The 21,137-nt window shown below is 40.9% G+C and carries 18 protein-coding genes; 5 read left to right on the plus strand and 13 right to left on the minus strand.

Annotation, left to right across the window (positions count from 1 at the left end; genetic code table 11):
- Nucleotides 1-3: 3 nt before the first annotated feature.
- From rpmF to cmk, 5 genes are all read right to left on the minus strand, one after another.
- Complete coding sequence (rpmF, locus tag LEPBI_RS18950) at nucleotides 4-204, minus strand: 50S ribosomal protein L32 (RefSeq protein WP_015679024.1); 201 nt, start codon at nucleotides 202-204, stop codon at nucleotides 4-6.
- Between the two features lie 67 nt (nucleotides 205-271).
- On the minus strand, nucleotides 272-886 hold the full coding sequence (gene hisG / locus LEPBI_RS12755) for an ATP phosphoribosyltransferase (RefSeq protein WP_012389532.1): 615 nt from the start codon (nucleotides 884-886) through the stop codon (nucleotides 272-274).
- A gap of 3 nt (nucleotides 887-889) precedes the next feature.
- The gene (locus LEPBI_RS12760) at nucleotides 890-1,636 is read right to left on the minus strand and encodes a tetratricopeptide repeat protein (protein WP_012389533.1); all 747 of its coding nucleotides are present in this window, start codon (nucleotides 1,634-1,636) and stop codon (nucleotides 890-892) included.
- A gap of 4 nt (nucleotides 1,637-1,640) precedes the next feature.
- Nucleotides 1,641-3,341, minus strand: coding sequence for a 30S ribosomal protein S1 (locus LEPBI_RS12765; protein ID WP_012389534.1), 1,701 nt, complete (start codon nucleotides 3,339-3,341; stop codon nucleotides 1,641-1,643).
- 20 nt (nucleotides 3,342-3,361) lie between these two features.
- Entirely contained in the window at nucleotides 3,362-4,114 is a 753-nt protein-coding gene (gene cmk / locus LEPBI_RS12770) for a (d)CMP kinase (protein ID WP_012389535.1), read from the minus strand.
- 158 nt (nucleotides 4,115-4,272) lie between these two features.
- Here cmk and LEPBI_RS12775 point away from each other — a divergent pair, with 158 nt between their 5' ends.
- Nucleotides 4,273-5,820 carry a histidine kinase dimerization/phosphoacceptor domain -containing protein gene (locus LEPBI_RS12775; RefSeq protein ID WP_012389536.1) on the plus strand — a complete coding sequence of 516 codons (1,548 nt, stop codon included), beginning with the start codon at nucleotides 4,273-4,275 and terminating at the stop codon, nucleotides 5,818-5,820.
- On the opposite strand, the gene aroA is transcribed toward LEPBI_RS12775, so the two are convergent.
- On the minus strand, nucleotides 5,806-7,092 hold the full coding sequence (gene aroA, locus LEPBI_RS12780) for a 3-phosphoshikimate 1-carboxyvinyltransferase (protein WP_012389537.1): 1,287 nt from the start codon (nucleotides 7,090-7,092) through the stop codon (nucleotides 5,806-5,808). The two genes, LEPBI_RS12775 and aroA, sit on opposite strands and share 15 nt — an antisense overlap.
- Nucleotides 7,093-7,179: 87 nt before the next feature.
- Between aroA and LEPBI_RS12785 the strand changes: the two genes are divergently transcribed.
- Both LEPBI_RS12785 and LEPBI_RS12790 read left to right on the plus strand, forming a co-directional pair.
- Nucleotides 7,180-9,717: a cyclic nucleotide-binding domain-containing protein gene (locus tag LEPBI_RS12785; RefSeq protein WP_012389538.1), complete on the plus strand. Its 2,538-nt coding sequence runs from the start codon at nucleotides 7,180-7,182 to the stop codon at nucleotides 9,715-9,717.
- 38 nt (nucleotides 9,718-9,755) lie between these two features.
- Nucleotides 9,756-10,658 carry an NAD(P)/FAD-dependent oxidoreductase gene (locus LEPBI_RS12790; protein WP_012389539.1) on the plus strand — a complete coding sequence of 301 codons (903 nt, stop codon included), beginning with the start codon at nucleotides 9,756-9,758 and terminating at the stop codon, nucleotides 10,656-10,658.
- On the opposite strand, the gene LEPBI_RS12795 is transcribed toward LEPBI_RS12790, so the two are convergent.
- Nucleotides 10,659-11,345 carry a hypothetical protein gene (locus tag LEPBI_RS12795; protein ID WP_012389540.1) on the minus strand — a complete coding sequence of 229 codons (687 nt, stop codon included), beginning with the start codon at nucleotides 11,343-11,345 and terminating at the stop codon, nucleotides 10,659-10,661.
- An 83-nt stretch (nucleotides 11,346-11,428) separates the two neighbouring features.
- On the opposite strand from LEPBI_RS12795, the gene LEPBI_RS12800 reads away from it, so the two are divergent.
- A complete protein-coding gene (locus LEPBI_RS12800) occupies nucleotides 11,429-11,833 on the plus strand; it encodes a hypothetical protein (protein WP_012389541.1) in 405 nt (134 codons plus the stop codon).
- Nucleotides 11,834-12,328 (plus strand): hypothetical protein, encoded by a 495-nt coding sequence (locus LEPBI_RS12805; protein ID WP_012389542.1) that lies wholly within the window; start codon nucleotides 11,834-11,836, stop codon nucleotides 12,326-12,328.
- On the opposite strand, the gene LEPBI_RS12810 is transcribed toward LEPBI_RS12805, so the two are convergent.
- The 6 genes from LEPBI_RS12810 to LEPBI_RS12835 form a co-directional block, all read right to left on the minus strand.
- Nucleotides 12,325-12,810, minus strand: a complete 486-nt coding sequence (locus LEPBI_RS12810) for a tetratricopeptide repeat protein (RefSeq protein ID WP_012476379.1) — start codon at nucleotides 12,808-12,810, stop codon at nucleotides 12,325-12,327. The genes LEPBI_RS12805 and LEPBI_RS12810 overlap by 4 nt on opposite strands.
- Nucleotides 12,811-12,874: 64 nt before the next feature.
- Nucleotides 12,875-14,764 (minus strand): 1-deoxy-D-xylulose-5-phosphate synthase, encoded by a 1,890-nt coding sequence (gene dxs / locus LEPBI_RS12815; protein ID WP_012389544.1) that lies wholly within the window; start codon nucleotides 14,762-14,764, stop codon nucleotides 12,875-12,877.
- Between the two features lie 7 nt (nucleotides 14,765-14,771).
- On the minus strand, nucleotides 14,772-17,099 hold the full coding sequence (locus tag LEPBI_RS12820; protein WP_012389545.1) for an adenylate/guanylate cyclase domain-containing protein: 2,328 nt from the start codon (nucleotides 17,097-17,099) through the stop codon (nucleotides 14,772-14,774).
- A 90-nt stretch (nucleotides 17,100-17,189) separates the two neighbouring features.
- Nucleotides 17,190-17,990 carry a tryptophan synthase subunit alpha gene (gene trpA / locus LEPBI_RS12825; protein ID WP_012389546.1) on the minus strand — a complete coding sequence of 267 codons (801 nt, stop codon included), beginning with the start codon at nucleotides 17,988-17,990 and terminating at the stop codon, nucleotides 17,190-17,192.
- Nucleotides 17,987-19,177 carry a tryptophan synthase subunit beta gene (gene trpB, locus LEPBI_RS12830; RefSeq protein ID WP_012389547.1) on the minus strand — a complete coding sequence of 397 codons (1,191 nt, stop codon included), beginning with the start codon at nucleotides 19,175-19,177 and terminating at the stop codon, nucleotides 17,987-17,989. Before trpB ends, trpA begins: the two co-directional genes overlap by 4 nt.
- A 197-nt stretch (nucleotides 19,178-19,374) precedes the next feature.
- The gene (locus LEPBI_RS12835; RefSeq protein WP_012389548.1) at nucleotides 19,375-21,135 is read right to left on the minus strand and encodes a proline--tRNA ligase; all 1,761 of its coding nucleotides are present in this window, start codon (nucleotides 21,133-21,135) and stop codon (nucleotides 19,375-19,377) included.
- Nucleotides 21,136-21,137: the final 2 nt, after the last annotated feature.

Genomic DNA, 21,137 nt, shown 5'->3' on the forward strand with positions numbered 1-21,137 from the left:
CGGTTAGTTATCTTCGGTCGTTTTTTTAACTTTTTGAGCGACTACGAGTTTTCCCTTATAAAAACCGCAATAAGGGCAAACACGGTGGGACAGAACAAATGATCCACAATTGGAACACGGGTTTAAGTTAGGTTTGCCAATCGCGTGATGGGCTCTTTTGGTTCTAACTTTCGATTTTGATTTACGTCTCTTTGGGACTGCCATGGCTATCCTCTATGGAATTATAACTGGTTTTTACTATGTTTTGGAAATCCAATGTGAAAACAATATTTTAATTTTCTAGGCTCTCGATAAGAGACCGTAATTCGGCGTGTTTGTGATAAAAAGAGGAGCGATTGCTGACCAAACGGGCTGTACTAAACAAAATGGACTCAAATTCTTTCAAACCATTGGCTTTTAGGGTACCACCAGTCGAAACTAAGTCCACAATACAATCGGAAAGTCCAACGATGGGAGCCAGTTCAATGGAACCATAAAGTTTGATGATTTCACAAGAAATGCCCTTGGAAAAAAAATACTCCCGAGTCAGGTTCGGGTATTTGGTCGCCACGCGTACTTTGGAACGTTTGGCAAACAGGTCAAAGTCAGGGAAGGATGCAAGGGAGAGCCTACATGCTCCGAGTTTTAAATCCACAGGTGCAATGAGGTCAAATCCCCCTTCTCTGATGATGTCCCAACCCACAATTCCAACATCGGCGGCAGCTTCTTCTACATAAGTACAAACATCTTGGGATCTAACAAATAAAAGGCGGATACGTTTGTCTTCAGAGACATAGGTGAGTTCTTTGGAACCCTCGGATGGCAAATTTTTAAGCCACCCTTTGGATAACAAAAGAAGTGCTGTTTCTTCGGCAAGCCTACCTTTCGGAAGAGCCAAAGTTAACATAGGTTAGTTTTTACCGAGTTTGAGGAGTAAATAACTGCTAAGGAGTTTTACATCTTCCCCAGATTCTGCCCCATCAAGTTTGACTGCTTTTTCAAGGTATTGTTTCGCAGAAGATTTATCTCCTGTGAGATACGACAATCGACCTGCTTGGTAGTACGACCATGCTTTAAACCCATTCAATTCACGAGCAGGTTCTATCACTGATGCCGCAATTTTATAATTTTCCAAAGATTTGGCATTGTTTTTTTCACGTTCGCGGTAATTGCCCGCAATGTAAAAATAAAGTGCTTTGATTTCTTTCGGAGTATCAATTTTTTTTGCAGCATCTTCTAAATAAGTCGCGGCCTTTCCAAAATCACCTTTTTCTGCATTCAGTTTGGAAAGATCTTTCCAAACTCGAAGTTCCATTCGACCCGTACTTTGGTTCTGTAAAAATACTTCCAAACTTTGGATCTGTGCATCCAAACTTACATTTGCTTTTTGGTGAGTGAGTTTAAGGTCTTCTAAAGTTACGGTCTCTTTTTCAAACAAGTATTGTCTGTATTCAAAAAACCCAATCACACAAGCTAACACAATAATAGCGGAAGTAAGACTGATAAAAACAGCCTTACGATTCTTTGCTAAAAAATGTGTGAACTTTAAAAAAGCGAGTTCGGCCTTTGAACCTTCAAAATCAGCGAACTCATCCTTTTGGATGAGTTCCGCTTGTTTTTTTTGTTCGATGATGTTCTTTTTATGAAACTTATCCATAGACCTATCGGTTTTGGTTTAAATTCATAAAAGATCCGATGGATTCACGTGAAGGTTGGTTGTCTTCCTTCATGTATTTTGCCATCTCTTCTCTCTCAACGGCTTTATCAAAGTCTTTGATCGAGAGGGAGATCTTTTTATTATTCGGTTCAATCTTCACAACTACGGTGCGAACGGAATCGCCCACTTTGTAAAGGTCTTCTAACTTGATATTACGACCGTCTGGGATTTCAGAGATATGAACAAGTCCTTCGTAACCTGGTTCTACTTCTACGAAAACACCGAAACTAACAATCGACTTCACACGACCTTCCACAAGTGTACCCGGTGGGTATTTTTTGCGAAGTGCTTCGTATGGGTGTTCCGAAAGTTGTTTGAGTCCACAACTAATGCGTTGTGCATCTAAGTTCACATCGAGGATTTTGTATTGAACCGATTGGCCTTTTTTTAAGAGGTTTAATGGGTTCTTTTCTTTTTCATCCCAAGTGATATCAGAGATGTGAATGAGTCCTTCGATTCCACTTTCTACTTCTACGAAAGCACCGTATTTCGTGATTCCAGTGATTTTCCCTTCGAGCACGTTGCCAGCTCGAACGTTCGCAGAAAGAGCTTCCCATGGGTTAGGAAGGAGTTGTTTGAGTCCGAGAGACAAACGTCTTGCTTCGAAATCAATGTCTAAAATTTCAGAATCTACTTCTTGGCCTTTTTTCAAAACATCTTTTGGATGAGGTGGTTTTTTTGCCCAAGAAAGTTCTGTTGTATGGATGAGTCCTTCCAAACCTTCTTTGAGTTCTACGAAAGCACCAAAATTAGTAAGGGAAGTCACGATTCCGCGAACCACCATTCCTTTTTCGAGTTCTTTCTTTGCCCAAGCCCAAGGATCTTCATACAACTGTTTGATGCCAAGGGAAAGTTTGTTATTTTCCTTATCAACTTCGAGTACGATGACTTCGACTTCTGCGCCGATGTTGAAGTATTGTTTGAAAGGAGCAAATTTTTTATAAGAGATATCGTTTTGGCGAAGAAGACCCACTACATCATAAACAGAAAGGAAAACACCGAAGTTTGCGATCTTCACCACTTTTCCGTTTACTTTGTCTCCGACTTTGACTTTGCCTAGGAGTTCTTCCCATTTCTCGCCGTTGATTTCGTCGAGGAGTGTTTTTCGAGACACCACACCGGTTCTTGTCTTTTCGTTGAGTTCAATGATTTTAAATGAAAACTCTTTTCCACCTTCTGTGGATTCCTTGAACCTGACCCCTACATGAGAAGCTGGAAGGAATAATTGGATGCCTTCGCTTTCCACGAGGTATCCCTTGTTTTTCACTTCACCGACAATTTTACCAGAGAGTGGGTATCCATTTTGACTTGCGTCTTTGATGGTTTCCCAACCAACACGTTGGTCCGCTTCTTTTTTGGAGAGGACACAATACCCGTCGACCCGCTTTTTGATGATCGCACTGACTTTCTCACCGCGTTTTGGCGTTTCAGAGAAGTCTTCACGAGAAACACGAGCTTCTAATTTTTCTCCAATATCAAGGAAAACAGTGTCACCAATGACATCAACGACAGTACCTTCAATCAGGGTACCTTTTCCTGCGGAGTTCTCTTGTTCTTGTGCTTGTGACTGCGATTCCCACTTCTCTAATAATTCGCCGAAGGAAGTGGTCTCATTTTTGGGGGAGGATGGGTTGGTTGAATTCAATGGTTACCGGGATACAAAACTTAGATTTGCCCAGAGGGTGAAACCTTGGACAGGATAGTATTTAGGACAGTTTCTGTGTCGAGGGTGCTCGTGTCAATCAGGATTGCGTCCGAAGCTTGCTTCAGGGGGGCCACAGTTCGGGTGGTGTCACTTTCGTCCCTGGCCACAATTTCTTCTTTGATGTGGTTTAGGTCGGCTTTGAAGCCTTTTGTGACTAGTTCATCGTATCGGCGTTTGGCACGCACTTCCACAGAGGCAGTGAGAAAAAATTTAAATTTGGACTTAGGAAACACTTCTGTCCCGATGTCCCGACCATCCATGACCAATCTATGGGTTTTGGCAAATTCGCGGATGTGGCGGTTTAGGATTTCGCGAAAAGCACGCCTTGGGGCTATGTAACGGATTTTTTTCGTGATTTCCGGGTCACGGATTTCTCGGCTTATGTCCCTTTCTCCGAGAAACATCAAATTCTCACCGGTAGAGGAAAGTTCACAATGAACGGGAATCGCGGCTACGGAAAAACCAAATTCGGATTCGTCCTTCTCAAGGAGGGTGGCATCGGCCAATTTTTCAGTATAAAAAGGGAATTTGGATTCGTCTTCCTTAGTTTCTTTGAATTTTTCCAGGAGGGCAAAGGTCAATGCCCGGTAAAATGCGCCCGAATCCAAATAATGAAACCCCAGTTTATGGGCAATCATTCGGGCAAGGGTACTTTTCCCAGATCCAGCAGGACCATCAATGGCGATTACGTTTTCAATCGATTGTAAACTCATAACTTGATGACCAAATTCTACGAGAGGAATTCACTTTGTCTAGAGGAATTCTTGGGACTTCTCGCCAGGCGTTCCACGTAAGCTAACTGGCTGTATATGGATTCATATTGACATGTTTTTTTTCGTCGTAATGATCATGGTCAAAAGGTGGGGATTTTGTGAAAGTTCGAAATCGTAATCTAGATCCAGAACGCATAGCAGACTTCGAAAGTTTCCGAAGTGGGATCCTCGAACTCATTGTCAAAAATAAACCCTTATCAGAAATTTTAAACGAAATCGTATTCGGAATTGAAACACTGAATCCTACGATGGTCTGCACCATTGTTCTCATAGAGGATTCCAAAATCAAAATTGGAGCGGCCCCATCCCTACCTAAAGATTACAACGATACCATCGAAGGAGTCACCATCGGACCTGAAGTTGGTTCTTGTGGAACGGCAGCATACACAGGAAAACGAGTCATCGTCGAGGACATCAACAAAAGCCATTTATGGAAAAACTACAAGGAGATCGCTCTCAAAGTAGGACTTCTTGCTTGTTGGTCGGAACCAATTCGCTCTCATGGAGATACCGTTGTTGGTACTTTTGCGATCTACCATCATCAAATTGCAAGCCCAAGTGAATTTGATATCTTTATCATTTCTGAAACTGCGGACCTTGTGAGCATTGCCATCGATAAATCCACGACTTCCTCCAAACTCACAGAAAGTGAAAAACGTTTCAGGGATTTTTTTGAAAAAAACTCTTCGATGATCCTCATCATCGAACCAATCACAGGCGACATTTATGATGCCAATGAAGCAGCAGTTTTATTTTATGGTTTCCCACATGAACAAATCATCAAAATGAACATTGATTCGATCAATGTAATGAATCAAGATGATTTAAAAAAAGAAAGATTATTGGCAATTGCGGAAAACAAAAGTTTTTTTACCTTCACACACAAATTAGCAGATGGGCAAACCAAACAGGTGGAAGTGTATTCGACACCGATTGAATCCAACAACCGCCCTCTGCTTTTTTCGATCATTCATGATGTAACAGAACGAAAAATCGCAGAAGAAAAGGTAAATGCACTACTTTCCGAAAAGGAAATGATCCTAAGAGAAGTACATCATCGTATCAAAAACAATATGACGATTCTCAATAATCTTTTACAATTACAAGCAAGTGCAAACGAAAGTGAAGAAGTACGAAATTCTCTAAAAGAAGCAACCAGTCGAATCAAAACAATGTCTCTACTCTACGACAAATTGTATTCAGGAAAAATAAACCAGGAACTAAGCCTGTATGAGTATCTAGTACCTTTAACCAATGAAATCCTTTCCTTATTTCCATATCCTGTGCAGTTACAAATGAAAGTAGAAAACATCATGATGGCTTCGGAGCAACTTCAAGCGATTGGAATCATCACAAACGAACTTTTGACCAATAGTTTGAAGTATGCAAGAAACACTGCACACGAATTGGAAATTCGTGTAAATGCTTGGTTAAACGATTCCATTTTTTATCTCATCATCTGTGACAATGGAAATGGTTTTCATCTCAACGATTCAAATGAAGAAACCAATGGATTTGGTTTGAATTTGGTAAAAATGTTAACCAAACAATTTAAAGGTAATCTATCTTTTAATGGAGAGAAAGGTGCCGAGTACCAATTCAAATTTCCACTAACTTTATCCAATCACAATTCAAACAGACTTTAGAATTTCAAAAAATCCAGGGAAACTTGTATCCACCCAACTTGTATCGTCAAAAGAAAGTGAAACGCCTGATAATTTGGATAGGATCGCAAAACTCATCGCAATGCGATGGTCCATAAAGGTTTCAATTTTTGCATTTTGAATGGTTCCTACTTCATCAAATTCATATCCATCATTTACTTCCTTCACTTTCACACCCAATCTTTCTAAATTGGATACCATGGAACGGATTCTGTCTGATTCTTTTGCTCGGAGCTCTTCCGCATGGGAAATTTGAAATCCTCCCTCTGAAAAAAGACCTGCAATCGTTAAGATGGGAATTTCATCGATAATGGAAGGGATTAAGTCTTCGGTAATGACAGTTCGTTTGAGTTTGGATGGATAAACGAGTAAATCACCAATCTCTTCACCACATTCTACGCGTTTGGCGATAATTTCAATTTTCCCGCCCATGTTTTGTAAAACAGTGAGGATCCCAATCCTGGAAGGATTGAGACCAATGTTTTTGATGAGAAGGGGTTCACTCCCCCCCACACAAAGTCCAAAAACAATAAAAAAGGCCGCGCTGGAAATATCCCCTGGGATTACATATTTGGTTCCTTCGAAATGATATGGTGGTTTTACCGTAAAATGTACCGAGGAATGGTGGGTAATCGTTCCCCCAAGGAAACGAATCATATTCTCTGTATGGTCTCTTGAAACTTCGGATTCTTTGTACTCAATGGAGATATCCGATGCAAGTGCCGCAAGGACAAGGGCACTTTTGATTTGTGCCGAAGCAATGGGACTTACGTAAGAATAGTCTTTTAATTGTTTCCCTTCGATGCGAAGCGGGGCTCGATCATTCCCTTCAACGGAGATGACACTTGCTCCCATCTCTTGCAAAGGATTCATGATCCTTGCCATCGGTCGTTTGCAAAGGGAGGCGTCACCCGTGAGTGTGGCGTTCATCCCAGGAAGGCCTGCCAGTAGGCCTGCGGATAGTCGAATCCCCGTGCCAGCATTCCCAAAATCCAAAACTCCCTTAGGAGAATTGAGATTTTGTTTGCCAGGACTGACAACAGAATAACTCCCTTTTCCAAGGGATGAGACAGAAAGTCCCATAGATTCAAAACATCGTAAGGTGTGGAGAGGGTCTTCTCCTTCTAAAAAGCCATGAATCTCGGATTTCCCTTGGGAGAGTGCACAAAATAGTACGGTCCGATGTGATATGGACTTATCTCCAGGGACATAAATTTCATTTTTCGCATTTAATTTGATTTGTGGCTGTAACATGTTGTATTTTTCTAAAAAGTATTTTGCAATTTGGCGCTTCTTTATTAGCGTTTGTCGGAAACCTAAGTTTCCTTTACGAACAACCAAATGCCTCTAGATACCAGTAAAAATAACCAAAAGATCCCAGTCAATCCAGGTGAAGTGCTTTTCATTGGAGGTAAGGCCTCTACGTCCATGAACATCCTCCATGAAGGTTCGGTTCGAGTGGAGACCACTCTTGGAGACACAAGCATTGTCCTCTATAGTTTGGAAGGGGCAAACCTAACTCCAGGTATCTTTGCACTGCTCGAAGGAACACCTTACCCCTATACAATCCGTGCCAAAACTTCCTGCGTTGTTTCCACTTACGTGATGAACCAACCCAATGCCAAAAAAACCCTCACAACAAAGGTATCCGTTGGGGTCATGGCCGTTCGTACCCTACTCAAAGAAATTGGAGAATTGTACAAACGAGTTTTGTCCATCAAAGGACTAGCCTCCAAATTTGAACAAACCATGGATAATTTGGGTGCTGTGTATTATATTTTAAACCCTTCTATCTTTTCTGATGTCACACCTGGTGCCATGATCACGCGCGATGAAAACATCATTGATCCTGTGATGAAACTCATCCGAAACAATCTCGCTGGTTTCCAAGAACATGGCGGTATGTTACCCGACAAACCTAGTGTCACTTTTTTAGAAGAAGACCACGGCGAATTTTTTGAAAAAGATTATAGTGAAGCAATTGAATGGAATGATGCTGAATTTCATTTCATTCGAAAAATATTATCTGTGAATCCTAAAATTTCACAAGCATTGTTTGAGGCAGATCCAAGCCTTTTACAAAGTGCTGCCGAAAGTTATGTCAAAACCTATCGCGAATTATTTGAATTACTCAGCAAAGAGACCTTCGAATTATCCGAAACAATGAATTCAATGTTTGTGGGCGAAAACTCATTATTAGAAAAATTCAATTTAACATTAGATTTATTTAATACGGGTTACTCGACAATTCCATCAACAGTATTACTTCCTATTACCGAATGGGCTTTGAAAAAATCAAAATCCCTTCTCGAAGAATACAAACAAATTTTTGGAACCAATTATGCATCCATTGGAAACTGTTTAGACAAATTGGAATCCAAACAAACGGAACTCACGTCCAAGTATGGACACGAACTCAATGCACAAAAAAATAAAGAGGAAGCGATTGCTCAAGGAAATGATCCTATCCGAGCAGGAATTGATACCAAGGCTTTAAAAGTAGAATTATTAAATTCGGCGAGCCAAATTCTAAACTATTCCCAAGTAGACCCTGAATCGGTAAAAGAGTTTTCCACTTTAATGGTAAAACTCAAATCATTTAAAAACCCTCTCGATCCAGAACCAGACAACCGTAAAATTCGCCGTACAATTGCCAAAACTTATTGGGATGTATATAAAAAATCCTTCACCAAATGGTTACAATCAGGGAAACAGGCTCCAAAAGCCGTAGAACTGATGTTACGCTATGGATACTTCGATGAATCCTTACTCGACGACGGACATATTGTAGAACTTGTAGGGCGTTTGTACCAACCTGGAGGGAATCCAAGTGCACCGATCCACCATGGTACCGATTGGTTAGAAAAAGTGTATTCAAGAGAAGTGCCAACCTCGGTCGATGAGTTGGGCCAAACATTTTTTGAAAAATTAAAAATGGATCTCAAAGACTCTGGGATCAAATCGGAAAAAGACATCCCACCAGATTATGATACAGGAGAGGCAAGGCTCGCTTCCGAAATCTCTTCCATGTATGAACCAAACGTACGTTTGACTTCTGGAAATATTGCAAGTCACTTCCCTATCCTAACAAAATACCATATCACGATCCCTCTTGAGAAATGTTTTGTTTCGAAAGATGATGTAGAAAAAGCACTCCAATACATCTTGGGAGTTGACTACACTGCTTTCAATCGTGAGGTAATTTACCGAAACGAAGAGATTGGAATCAAAAACGAATTCATCCAAAGGTCAATCATTCCTGATTTTATCTTAGTCCCTTCTATTGGACCAAAGATCATGATGTGGCAAGACCTTTCTATCTTTCGGGGTGCGGGCTCCAAAGAATCAAGAGGAAGGATTTGTATCCCTCATTTTGTGACAGGGGATCTCAAAACTTTTATGTTGGAAGCAATTGCTGCGTTCCGATGGGAACTTTGTAAAAATATCCTTGGTCCCGATTGGAACAATGTGGGAATACCTTCCATCACTGCAGATTACACAGATTATGTGCAATTTTATAAAAAAAGTAAGGATCTTTCACCTGAACTCAAAGAAAAAATTTCATCCGAGTTCAAACGATTTCGAACTGACCGTGATAAATTTGCGTATGATTACTCTTTATGGATCCGGTATGAAGCTGAAGGTGTCCAACGTGTCAACCGAGTCGTGCGTTCCATCTTCTACCGTCACATCCCATTCCACAAAAATATTCGCGAAAAAGTTTCTTCACAACCAGCGTATGCAGAACTCCACAACCGATTCAAAAACATTCGAACTCGCCAACACAAAGAATTCGAAAACAAATACAAAAAGTACATGGATGCGAGTGGGAACTTACCAAAAGAATTGTATGAAAATTTAACCTTTTACGAAGTTTAATCCTTGCCAACTTCCATAGATGCAACACAATTGCATTTATGGAATCTCTTCAAAAAGCAGATATTACAATCATTGGTGGAAGTTATTCAGGACTTTCTGCTGCTCTTACCCTTGTTCGATCTTTACGAAATGTTCTCGTTATCGATTCCGAAAGACCATGTAATCAAAACACACCTTTCTCACATAATTTCATTACGCACGATGGGATCAAACCGAGTGAAATTAGACAAAAAGCATTATCAGATTTAAATGAATACAAAACCTTCAAACTACAAATAGGTGAAGCTACTTCGATTCAAAAAAAAGGTTCTGGATATTTAATCAAAGGGAATGGATTGAGTGAAATCCAAACTGATAAAATCATTTTTGCGACTGGTGTCAAAGATATATTACCAGAGATACCTGGTTTTGCACAAGCTTGGGGGAAAACTGTCATCCACTGTCCTTATTGCCACGGATATGAATATGTAGGAAATCAAACTGGATTATGGATGAATGAAGAAGGTGTATACGAACATGCTAAATTTCTAAAACACTGGTCAAAAGAAATTACCATTTTTACAAATGGCCCAGTGCAATTTTCCACGGAAGAGATAAACAAAATTGAATCAGAAGGAATTTCGATTCAAACCGAACCAGTCATGGAAATAGTCCAAAAGGATGGGAAAATTTCAGGTTTGTTATTCCAATTAGGGAAAAATATCCCACTCCAAACTTTATATTCAAAAATACCGATTGTTCAACATTCAAAATTGCCGGAAGAACTTGGATGTAAACTTCAGCCAAGTGGTCATATTGATGTGTCTCCATTTTATGAAACAAGTGTTCAAGGTGTTTATGCGATAGGGGATATGGCTTCGATGTTTCGCACTGTTGCGCATGCAGTCTACTCTGGAAATATTGCAGGTGCTATGCTCAATCGATCGATGATTTTGTCTTAATTAAACTTCTTCTACAAAATAGGGTCTTGTGTATTCGCGTACAATCTCTACCACAAATCGGCCCCAAGATTTTGGGTCTTCTTGTGAAATATTGACTTGTTTGATTTTTGGGAAGTAAGCTGCGGGCTTAAAAACTGTATGGGTTAACTCTAAGGCACGTAGATAATTGTCGAGACGTTTCACTTTGACAAAATTGATGATTTCGGTTTGGATTTTTTCTTTGGGAAGGTATCCCACAATGATCATACGAGGGAAGAGGTTTTTTTTGAGAAGGCCAATGAAGTCTTCAAAACTATCGACTCTGTCGATGAAACCTTCGTAAGCACCACCACCCAAGTTCATGATTTGAGTCACTATGTCCATGGAAAAAGAAACCCCTTCCATAGTGGACATATCCGAAATGATGACAAGTCCTTCGTCAGGTTGGAACACTTTGAACATGTCCGCACCTTTGAAATGCCGACGGAGGAGTTTTGCGGCGGAAACATCAATTTCCTGAGCCTTCGCTAAGAGCACCTTCCCTTGGGGATCCAAAATAGGATCGCGGGTGATCAGATACCGTTTTTTCACGGCATTTTGGTTCATGACTCGAAAGGCCTTTACTTTTTCCTCAATTTCATCTAAGGTAGAGTAACCAATTTTGAGTACATTTTCCCGTTTTCGTTTGCCGATGTCTGTTTCTTCCATGAAAGCTTGGTGCCTAAATCTTTGTATTGCTTATCCTATGGCAATTCAGCCAATGTATAGCATATTTTTGTCTAAGGTATAAAATGCGGTTCAAATTTTACTCACTTCCCGTCTTCTTGATTCTTTTTGGTTGTTCTTCGGTGGATTTCATTCCAGAACCTGATTTTCGGCCAAATGATCATCGTTATAAGGTGTCATCATGGCAAGAGGTTGAAATCCACAGGGAAAGGCCCAAAAAACTCTTTAAAATCGTAGGAGAGATCATCATACGCAATACCGAGGACTTGACTTGGGAGGATTATGAACCGAGGCTCAAAAAAGAGATGTTTCGGCGGAAAATTGATGGGGTCTGGATGACTGAAAAAAACCAAACCACCATCGATAATGTTTCCGTTCATACGATGGACCAAAAAGGAAGAACGACCAATTCCTATTTACAACAATCAAACCTTCCTTATTGGAAAGGTTATGCGTTCCGTTACAAATAAATGATGCCTAGAAAATTTGATTCTGAAATTTACGTTGCTCCGAATGATGAATGGATCTTTCGTGGGAACCCCATTGAAAAAGAGGAAATCCTCACCTACTTTCGAAATAACCTTCATGGAAATGAAAAAGGTGTTTATATCGAAAATACCTTTGGCGAACTTTCCGAACATGGATATCTCAAAATTGATGGATTCCCTTGCCATGTTTTACACATTGAAGTCACTCCTACTGAGATTGTTTTTATCACCGATGATGGAAGGACTTATCCTTTTGGAGAATTTGAAATTTATGAAACCGAAGATGGTGGCATCCTCGGTGTCCGAGCAGAAGAAGAGAGAATCAAATACCGTTTCACTTGGAATGCAGCAAAGGAATTATCCGACCTTTTAACAGAAGAAGAAGGAGGAACGTATTTAGATTGGAAAGGTGTGAGAATGGAAATCCCTAAGTATGTGGGAGAGGTAAACGTTTCCCTCCCCACTGACTACAGTTAATTGGAAGGAGCTTCTTCGTCTGCTTTGATTTCCCGCCAAAGTTCATTCGCTTCTAAAAAATCTTTTTTTAAGGAAAGGGCTTTATGAAGGTATTGTAAGGACCTTTCTGGTCGATTCCATAATTTGTATAAAGTTGCTAAGTTGAAATAAGAAATATGTGGGGCATCATTTCGTTCGCATCGTATGGACTTTTTTAACCAATACACCGCTTCTTTGTCATTCCCCATTCTGAGGAGTAAAACGCCGATTTCGTTGCATGGATTCCCATACTCATGGTTTAAGCTAACTGCTTTGTAATACGAAACCAAAGCATCACTCCATGACCCAAGTGCATTTTGGACAAGTCCCAGATAAAAATAGGCTTCCTCTGATTCTTCCAATTCTAAACTGGAACGAAGGTGGAATTCGGCACGGTCTAAATCACCGATTTTAAAATGGTCTTTTGCTAAATCTAAAGAAAGTTGGAAAGAACTTGAAGACAAAGAGATCCTCACCTGTTTTCTTTCATTTTCGGAAGCCTTAAAAATCTCCTTGAAAACTTATTTTTTATTTTTGCAAAACTGAAAGTAAATCTTCGGCAATCTGAGTCGCAGTCAGTCGGTAGTGTTCTAAGATTTGGTTCCTTTCTCCGTGGTGGATCGGCTCCAAAGGAAGGGCAAAGGTTTTTAGAAACTTTCCAATGAGTGAACCTGGAATTTCATTCAAAAGGTAACCGGATGCACCCGCATGGAGGTAACTTTCATCTAAAATCACAAACCGTTTGGTTTTTGCAATGTAGGTGTGGACAAGATCCTTATCATAAGGTCGTAGCCAAAACAAATCAATCACAGAAACCGAGATTCCTTTTGTTTTTAAAATTTCGGCGACTTGTCCCGCGATGGGTAACATAAATCCAAGGGAAAGGATTAGTAAATCTTCTCCTTCCGTCACCACTCTTGCTTTTGCTTTCGTGATTTGGTTCGGTTTCTCGAACTTTAATTCTCGTAAGTCGCCATTGTCTTTTGGGAATCGAATTGCGATCGGATGCTCCGAATAATCCTTCATAAAATGAAGGCTATCGATGATGTCTTGCGCGGAACTGGGAACGATGATGTCCATATTGGGAAGCCCTGCCAGATACCCTAAATCAGACAAACCTTGGTGGGTTTCTCCATCGGGTCCCACAATCCCTGCTCGATCAATGACAAACCGAACTGGCAAATTCATAAGGGATACATCTTCTACCAATTGGTCCATTGCTCTTGTGAGAAAGGTAGAATAAATACACATAAATGGGATGGCACCACCATTTGTCATGGCACCAGCAAAGGCAACGGAGTGTTGTTCGGCGATCCCTACATCAAATGTATGATTTGGATATGCCTCCTGAAAATCACGTAGTCCTGACCCTTCAATCATGGCAGGAGTGATCACCGCAATTCGTTTGTCTTTGTTTGTGAGATCCATCAGAGTTTTTCCCACAATTTTAGAGAGTCCAATTTTATTGGCATCAGCCGAAGTCATTTTCCCTGATTCTTTGTTAAACGGTGTGACTCCATGGTATTTGATAGGGTCAGCTTCCGCTGGTTTGTATCCTTTGCCTTTTTGAGTGAGGACATGGAGCAGAATGGGACCTTGGATTTTGGAAAGGTTTTGTAACATTTGGACCACGCGGTTTACGTCGTGTCCATCAATGGGACCAAAATAAGTAAATCCCAAATCTTCGAAGAGTCCACCAGGGCGCATCATAAAATGTTTAAACGATGTTTCCATGTTATGAGCTAATGCCTGCAAGGCGGGACCAATCAGCGGAATCCATTTTAAAAAACTGTAAATAGCAGTTTTTCCCTTATTGTACACTTGAGAAGAAATGATTCGATTCAAATAATTAGAAATGGACCCGACATTTTTGGAGATGGACATGTAGTTGTCATTTAAGATGACTAACATGTTGGGTTTGATATGCCCTCCATGGTTCATGGCTTCCAGTGCCATACCCGTGGCAATGGAGGCGTCTCCAATCACTGCCGCCACTTTGTAGGATTCACCCATTAAGTCCCTGGCACAGGCTTCACCTAAGGCTTGGGAGATAGAAGTTCCCGCATGGCCTGTATTGTACAAATCATATTCAGATTCTTCTCGTTTGGGAAATCCAGAAAGGCCCAACCATTTACGAACCGTTGGCAGTTCTTTTTTTCGACCTGTCAGGATTTTATGAGGATAGGTTTGGTGGCCAACGTCCCAGATGATTTTGTCTTTCGGTGTTTGGAAAACGTAGTGAAGGGCAACGGTAAGTTCCACGACTCCTAGGTTACTGGCGAAATGCCCTCCCACGTCGGAGAGGGTGTCGATGATGTATTCCCTGAGGTCATGGCAGACCGCAGGGAGATCCGCTTCCTTTAGGTTTCTAAGGTCTTGTGGGAAATTGATTTTGTCGAGATATGGATACGATGGCATTGAAACTTCATGTTGCCGCCTTTTGGAGTGGCCGCTTCATTTTCTCCATATCTTCTGGGTTTGTGATTCCAAGCAATTCGTAAATCCGAACAGGTTGGGTTTTTCCTTTTACACGCACCAAATCAAGCTCTCGTGTCACCACTCGGTCTTTTACTTTTTCATAGGTGTATTCCGAGATGATGATATTTGTCGTGTACATCTTATTCGAACCTTCCAAGCGAGATCCGAGGTTGATCGTATCTCCCATACAAGTGTATTCCATCCTATGAGATGAACCCATGTTCCCAACAACTGCAGGGCCTGAGTTGAGCCCACAACCAATGTCGATCACTGGGACATGCCGTTCAGCCCACTTTTGTTGGAGTACTTTTAAGTGGTCAAGCTGTGCTAATGCAGCGACGCAAGCATAATAAGCATGGTCTTCCAACGGTACTGGAGCTCCCCAGAATGCCATGATGGCATCACCCATGTACTTATCGATGGTTCCTTTGTATTCAATGATGATGTCCGTCATGGCAGAAAGGTATTCGTTCAGTAACTTCACGAGGTCTTCCGGTCCCAATTGTTCGGAAATGGTCGTGAACCCACGAACGTCAGAGAAAAAAATGGTGATCTCTCGTTTGGACCCACCAAGTGCCAAATTGTCCGGGTGTTTGAGGAGTTCATCCACAACGTCTTTGGATACGAATTTGGAAAAGGTTTGTCGGATGTATTTTACGTTCTCTTCTTCTGTTAAGATCCTAAATCCGATGATGGCCACAAAGACCACAATCTGTTCGATGGTGACTGATGGTAAAACGGTGATCAGGTTGAAAGCTTGGAAAATATAAAGAGCGGCTATCACATAAAGTAATAACTGAGTTAACATGATCGCAAAACCAATATGGGTTTTCACACGTGGTTGTAAAAATCCAATCATAACACCAAGAGCTACATAAATGAGAAAGATCCCCCAATTCGGAACTGTGGACAAAAAGTCTTGGTTTAGAATGGTGTTTACAGCATGTGCGTGGTGTTCAATCCCTGACATATCACCAAACGGAGATAAGTGGGAGTCTTTGGAAGCCCCGCGACCAGTTGCATAATACATCGCAACTAGGAAAATTTTGTTATTAATTTGGTTTGCTTCGAGTAATTCTTGATTCCAATCGTTTGTCACTTCAAAGATCTCATTTTGTTTGAAAGAATACCTTCCTCCCACAAAATTGATTTCCATTTGCCCTTCCCAGTCGATAGGTATGACCACTTCCCTATTTTCATTCGGGATATGCATCACATCACGTTCTTCAAATTTACGTGCTTTTACATTAAACTCTCGAATGATTTTGTTTGGAATGTTTTTGAGTTTAACATAATGGCCCATATTCACTTCTACATCATTTTGTACGTTGATACCGTAGTATTGGCAAACAATGAGTAAGTCGATGGAAGGGAAATATTCAGTTTCTCTGTCACGTCCAGAGTTATAAACCTTAACAACAAGTGGCATCTTTCTGTTGAGACCAGACTCATCTTTTTTTACGTTCGCAAAACCAAGACCAGCTGATAACTCACCGATCGGTTCGATGGGTGGTTGTGGGAATTTAACCCAAGAGATACCACCATCGTTTTCATCGATGACATTTTTAATTTGAAACTTTCTTAAGATATCAATTCGTTTTTCTAAATTGAGAACTGCTTCTTTGGATTCCGCACTGACTTCCATAGGGTAGTCAAATAAAACATTGCGATTTTTTTGCAATGCAGTGACCATCTCTTCCGTTTGGCCGGGTTTATAATCAACGAAGAAAATATCGAACATCAGAATGTTGTTTGAATCTTTGAATGTTTCAATGATATCAGAATAATAGCTCCATGGAAGTGGCCAAGTTCCTTGTAGTTTTTCTAAAGATTCTGTTGTGATACCAATGATATTGATATCCTTTCTGGCTTTTGCGGGTGGTTGGTATTGGATGTATTCAATCCTACCCGTGTCCCCTTCACTTTCTGTTTTTGTATTGGTACCTCGTAAAAATTGAAACCGAAATGAAATGGAATTTTCTTCCAACTCCTTAAGAGGTTGGAAGGTATTTACCATGGTATACATAAAAATTGCAATTACATATGATAACCAGATAGCCCCTGATCTTTGTTTGTCTTTAGAAACTTTTTCAATGATTTTGTAAACAAAGTAAGATGAAGATAGCAGTACGAGCATCCCACCAACTAGGAAGGAATACTCATATACCCATCCTGTCATGACGACAGAAACGATCACACCAAGTGACCCAAGGGTGGCAACTGCAACACTGAGGTAATCTAAAATCGAAAGCGATTTTGATTCTTTGTCGGACATAGAGCCTCTTTATTCGTTAAGGAATTTCCGACCATTCTCTCGGATTTTTTAAAGAGACTCAAATGTTTTTGAGTGATTTCGGAAAAAAATTTAGGAAATTGATGCCCGAATCTTTGTTATGTAGTCCGCCAAAACATTTTTTGCTTTGGAAGCGTCTTGCCCATTCTCTTCGATGACCCTTTGGATGGCAGATCCGATGATGATTCCGTCCGCATACCCGGCAATTTGACTTGCTTGTTCGGGGGTGGAGATTCCAAATCCAGCGCAAATGGGAAGTTGGATCGTATCTTTTAAGAAACGAATCCTTTCCTTTAAGTCGACAGAAAACTCACGGCGCTCTCCTGTCACACCAAAGGAAGTCACATAGTAGATAAATCCTGTAGATGTTTTCCTTAGAGCTTCAATTCGTTTTTTGGTCGATGCTGGTGTGACGAGATGAATTAAATCCATATCCCTAAGTCTTAATTCTTGGAAAAGTGTTTCGCTTTCGATTGTGTCAAAAGGCAAATCGGGAATCACAAGTCCCACAACACCCGAATCTTTTGCATTATCCAAAAACTTTGTAATCCCACAATGATAGATGGGATTAAAGTACGTGAGATACACAAGTGGGGTTTCTTGTTTATGAAGATGGATTTGTTTGGTGACACGAAAAATTTCATCAAAAGAAAACTTGTTTTTTAAAGAACGTGCCACCGCCCTTTGGATCACGGGACCGTCCGCCACAGGATCTGAAAAAGGAATTCCTAATTCTAAAATGTCGGCTCCTCCATCTAAGATGGTTTTCCCAAACTCAATGGAATCATTGTAGTTTGGATCACCCAATGTAAAATAAGGAATAAATGCGGATTTAAATTTCCCACTTTCAAAAAGTTCTTTTATTTTACTCATTTGCTTCTTTCACCTAGTATCCGCAAAACTTCCGTAACATCTTTATCACCTCGCCCGGACAAACAAATGATTAGGTCTTTCTTTTTTCCTAAATCCTTTGCAACATCTCTTGCTACATAAAAAGCATGCGCTGTTTCTAACGCAGGAATGATTCCTTCTACACGAGTCACTTCCAAAAAACAATCTAATGCCTGTTCGTCTGTCACCATACGATAATCCACTCGTTTGGTTTGTGACAGATAAGCGTGTTCTGGTCCGACTCCTGGATAGTCGAGTCCTGCAGATACGGAATGAGCCGGAACAATTTGACCTGCCTCATCCTGGATGATAAGAGTTTTGGTTCCATGTAAAAAACCGGTTTTCCCATAGGTTAAAGTTGCAGAATGTTCGCCTGGTTTTGGACCTAGCCCACCTGCTTCCGCACCGTAAATGGCAACATGTTTGTCCTTTAGAAATGCATGGAACATACCAATGGCATTAGACCCACCGCCCACACAGGCAACGATGGCATGTGGGAGATTATGATTTCTTTTTTTGAATTGTGATCTTGCTTCCTTACCGATGATGGATTGTAAATCACGTACGATGGTAGGGAAAGGATGTGGTCCAATCGCTGAGCCTACGATGTAGTGAGTTGTGGAAACGTTTAATGCCCAGTCACGCATGGCTTCACTAGTTGCTTCTTTCAAAGTTGCCTCACCTGCAGTCACAGGTAAAATTTTGGCACCTAACATCTCTATTTTTTTTGCATTTAGATTTTGCCTTTCAACATCCACCGCACCCATGTAAACAACGGTTTCCATTCCGAACATGGCACCCACTGTCGCTGTGGCTAAGCCGTGTTGGCCTGCACCTGTTTCCGCGATGATTCTTTTTTTGCCCATAAATTTTGCAATTAACGCCTGTCCAATGGCGTTGTTAATTTTATGTGCACCTGTATGATTTAAGTCTTCACGTTTTAGCCATATACGAGCACCTCCCCATTGTTTGGTGAGACGTTCTGCATAAGTTAAAGGGCTAGGTCTTCCGACATAGTTCTGTAAGTAAAACTCCAATTCTTTTTTGAACTTTTTACTCTTCTTTAACTTTTGATAGGTGGATTCAAGCTCTTCGAGAGCTTCGGTTAGAATTTCGGGTGCGTATCTGCCACCAAATTCTCCAAAATATCCAGGTTGGTTTTTGCCCATATGTCCCAAGATAGCGGGATAGGTGAATATGAAAACTGCTTCTTTTGGGGGAGGTGGGGGATTTTTTCGGTAGATTTCCCCGCCCGTATCGAACTGGGTGGGGTTATCCACCCGCCACCCAATGACCTCTGTTTATCACAAAGACCGTTTTTTATCGACCCATTCCTTCACTTTCAAAAAAAAAACTAAAAAGAAGTTCATGTTCCCGCAAGGGATACTTCCTTCTCAATGGTTTCTTCCAGTTGGGAAATCTTCAATTTGAGATGGGTCACTAATTCTTCGTTTGTCGTATACACCAAGGTATCCTCGGCCATGGACTTTCGATCTAGAATGGTAATTTCATTTTTTTCTAAAAATCCTTTCCCTAAAGTGATTCGGATCGGAAATCCGATGAGTTCGGAATCTTTGAATTTAAACCCAGGACCTAAATCACGATCATCCCACAAAACTTCAATCCCCGACTCTACAAGTGATTTGTAGATCGTTTCGATTTTGGCTATGTCATCTGGATTTTTGGCAATACTCACCAAACAAACAGTAAACGGTGCGATAGAGACTGGCCAAAAGATCCCCTTCTCATCATTACATTGTTCAATGACAGTGGCCATACAACGGTTCACTCCAATCCCATAACAACCCATCGTTGTTGTCGTTGCCTTTCCTTTGTCATTGAGAACGGTGATATCGAATGCTTTGGAATACTTTTGACCGAGTTTGAAGATATGACCCACTTCGATTCCTTTTTCCGCCGTAAGTCCAGTTCCGCAAGATGGGCATGGGTCACCAACTTTTGCCTGAGAGATATCAATCTTTGTGACCTCTTCTTCTTTGAAAATAGAAGTGAGTTGAACGCCCGCAATGTGGTGATCTATTTCATTACCACCTGCTATGTAGGAAAAATTCCAATCAAGTAAGGCATCAATGTAAATTTTGAGTGATTCTGACTTAGGAAACCCTGGCCCGATAAAACCTGGAACAAGTCCTAGTTTTTCCATTTCAGCTGGTCCCATTGGTCTCAGTTCATTGCAACCCAAATGATTTTTTAGTTTGTTTTCGTTTAGCTCGCGGTCACCCTCTAAAAAGACAAGGATATACTGTCCATCGGCAACAACTGCCACAGCTTTCAAAAGGTTTTCTTCTTTAGTATTTAAAAATTCGGCTACTTCTGTAATGGATTTTTTAGCTGGAGTGTGAAGTTTTCCTTTGCCATCGAACACCTGTTTTGTTGCATTTCTGTTAACGATCACAGGAGTTTTTTCGATATTGCCCGAATAATGACAGGAAGGACAAATAGTGAGGGTTTCTTCACCAATTGGTGACACGACCATAAATTCTTCGGAAGCTGAGCCACCCATATTCCCTGAATCCGCTTGCACAGGGATCGTTGTGAGTCCCATCCCTGCAAAGATCCTTCTGTAAGTTTTACGCATGGTTTGGTAAGTTTTGTCTAAGGATTCGTCATCCAGATGAAACGAGTATGCATCCTTCATCGTAAATTCCCGAGAACGAATCACTCCAAAACGAGGTCTGATTTCATCTCTGAACTTTGTATGAATTTGGTATACATTGATAGGTAAATCTTTATAAGAACGCACCATGGGTTTTACAAGGACACAAAAGGATTCTTCGTGAGTGGGACCAAGGCAACTTTCGTTGTCATGTCGGTCCTTCAATCGAAACATTTCTTTTCCCATTTTGTCCCAACGACCAGACTCTTTCCAAATTTCACTTGGGGTTAAAATGGGAAGTTGGAATTCCAGACCACCTGCTTTGTCCATTTCCTTTCTGACAATGCCTTCAATTTTGCGAAGGACTCTTAAGCCCAGTGGCAAATACGAATATAGTCCCGCCGCTGATTTACGAATGAGCCCCGCTCGCATCATCAATTTATGAGACGCAACCACCGCATCTTGTGGGTCTTCTTTGGCAGTAGGGATTAAATAGGAACTAGCTTTCATAT

Origin of the sequence: Leptospira biflexa serovar Patoc strain 'Patoc 1 (Paris)' (genome assembly GCF_000017685.1) — a bacterium.
In the GTDB taxonomy this organism is placed as follows: domain Bacteria; phylum Spirochaetota; class Leptospiria; order Leptospirales; family Leptospiraceae; genus Leptospira_A; species Leptospira_A biflexa.

Bases quoted from the DNA above. Each gene is read 5' to 3' on its own strand.
- rpmF (WP_015679024.1), bottom strand. From the start codon at position 204: ATGGCAGTCCCAAAGAGACGTAAATCAAAATCGAAAGTTAGAACCAAA.
- hisG (WP_012389532.1), bottom strand. From the start codon at position 886: ATGTTAACTTTGGCTCTTCCGAAAGGTAGGCTTGCCGAAGAAACAGCA.
- LEPBI_RS12760 (WP_012389533.1), bottom strand. From the start codon at position 1,636: ATGGATAAGTTTCATAAAAAGAACATCATCGAACAAAAAAAACAAGCG.
- cmk (WP_012389535.1), bottom strand. From the start codon at position 4,114: ATGAGTTTACAATCGATTGAAAACGTAATCGCCATTGATGGTCCTGCT.
- aroA (WP_012389537.1), bottom strand. From the start codon at position 7,092: ATGTTACAGCCACAAATCAAATTAAATGCGAAAAATGAAATTTATGTC.
- LEPBI_RS12785 (WP_012389538.1), top strand. From the start codon at position 7,180: ATGCCTCTAGATACCAGTAAAAATAACCAAAAGATCCCAGTCAATCCA.
- LEPBI_RS12790 (WP_012389539.1), top strand. From the start codon at position 9,756: ATGGAATCTCTTCAAAAAGCAGATATTACAATCATTGGTGGAAGTTAT.
- LEPBI_RS12795 (WP_012389540.1), bottom strand. From the start codon at position 11,345: ATGGAAGAAACAGACATCGGCAAACGAAAACGGGAAAATGTACTCAAA.
- LEPBI_RS12800 (WP_012389541.1), top strand. From the start codon at position 11,429: ATGCGGTTCAAATTTTACTCACTTCCCGTCTTCTTGATTCTTTTTGGT.
- LEPBI_RS12805 (WP_012389542.1), top strand. From the start codon at position 11,834: ATGATGCCTAGAAAATTTGATTCTGAAATTTACGTTGCTCCGAATGAT.
- dxs (WP_012389544.1), bottom strand. From the start codon at position 14,764: ATGCCATCGTATCCATATCTCGACAAAATCAATTTCCCACAAGACCTT.
- LEPBI_RS12820 (WP_012389545.1), bottom strand. From the start codon at position 17,099: ATGTCCGACAAAGAATCAAAATCGCTTTCGATTTTAGATTACCTCAGT.
- trpA (WP_012389546.1), bottom strand. From the start codon at position 17,990: ATGAGTAAAATAAAAGAACTTTTTGAAAGTGGGAAATTTAAATCCGCA.
- trpB (WP_012389547.1), bottom strand. From the start codon at position 19,177: ATGGGCAAAAACCAACCTGGATATTTTGGAGAATTTGGTGGCAGATAC.
- LEPBI_RS12835 (WP_012389548.1), bottom strand. From the start codon at position 21,135: ATGAAAGCTAGTTCCTATTTAATCCCTACTGCCAAAGAAGACCCACAA.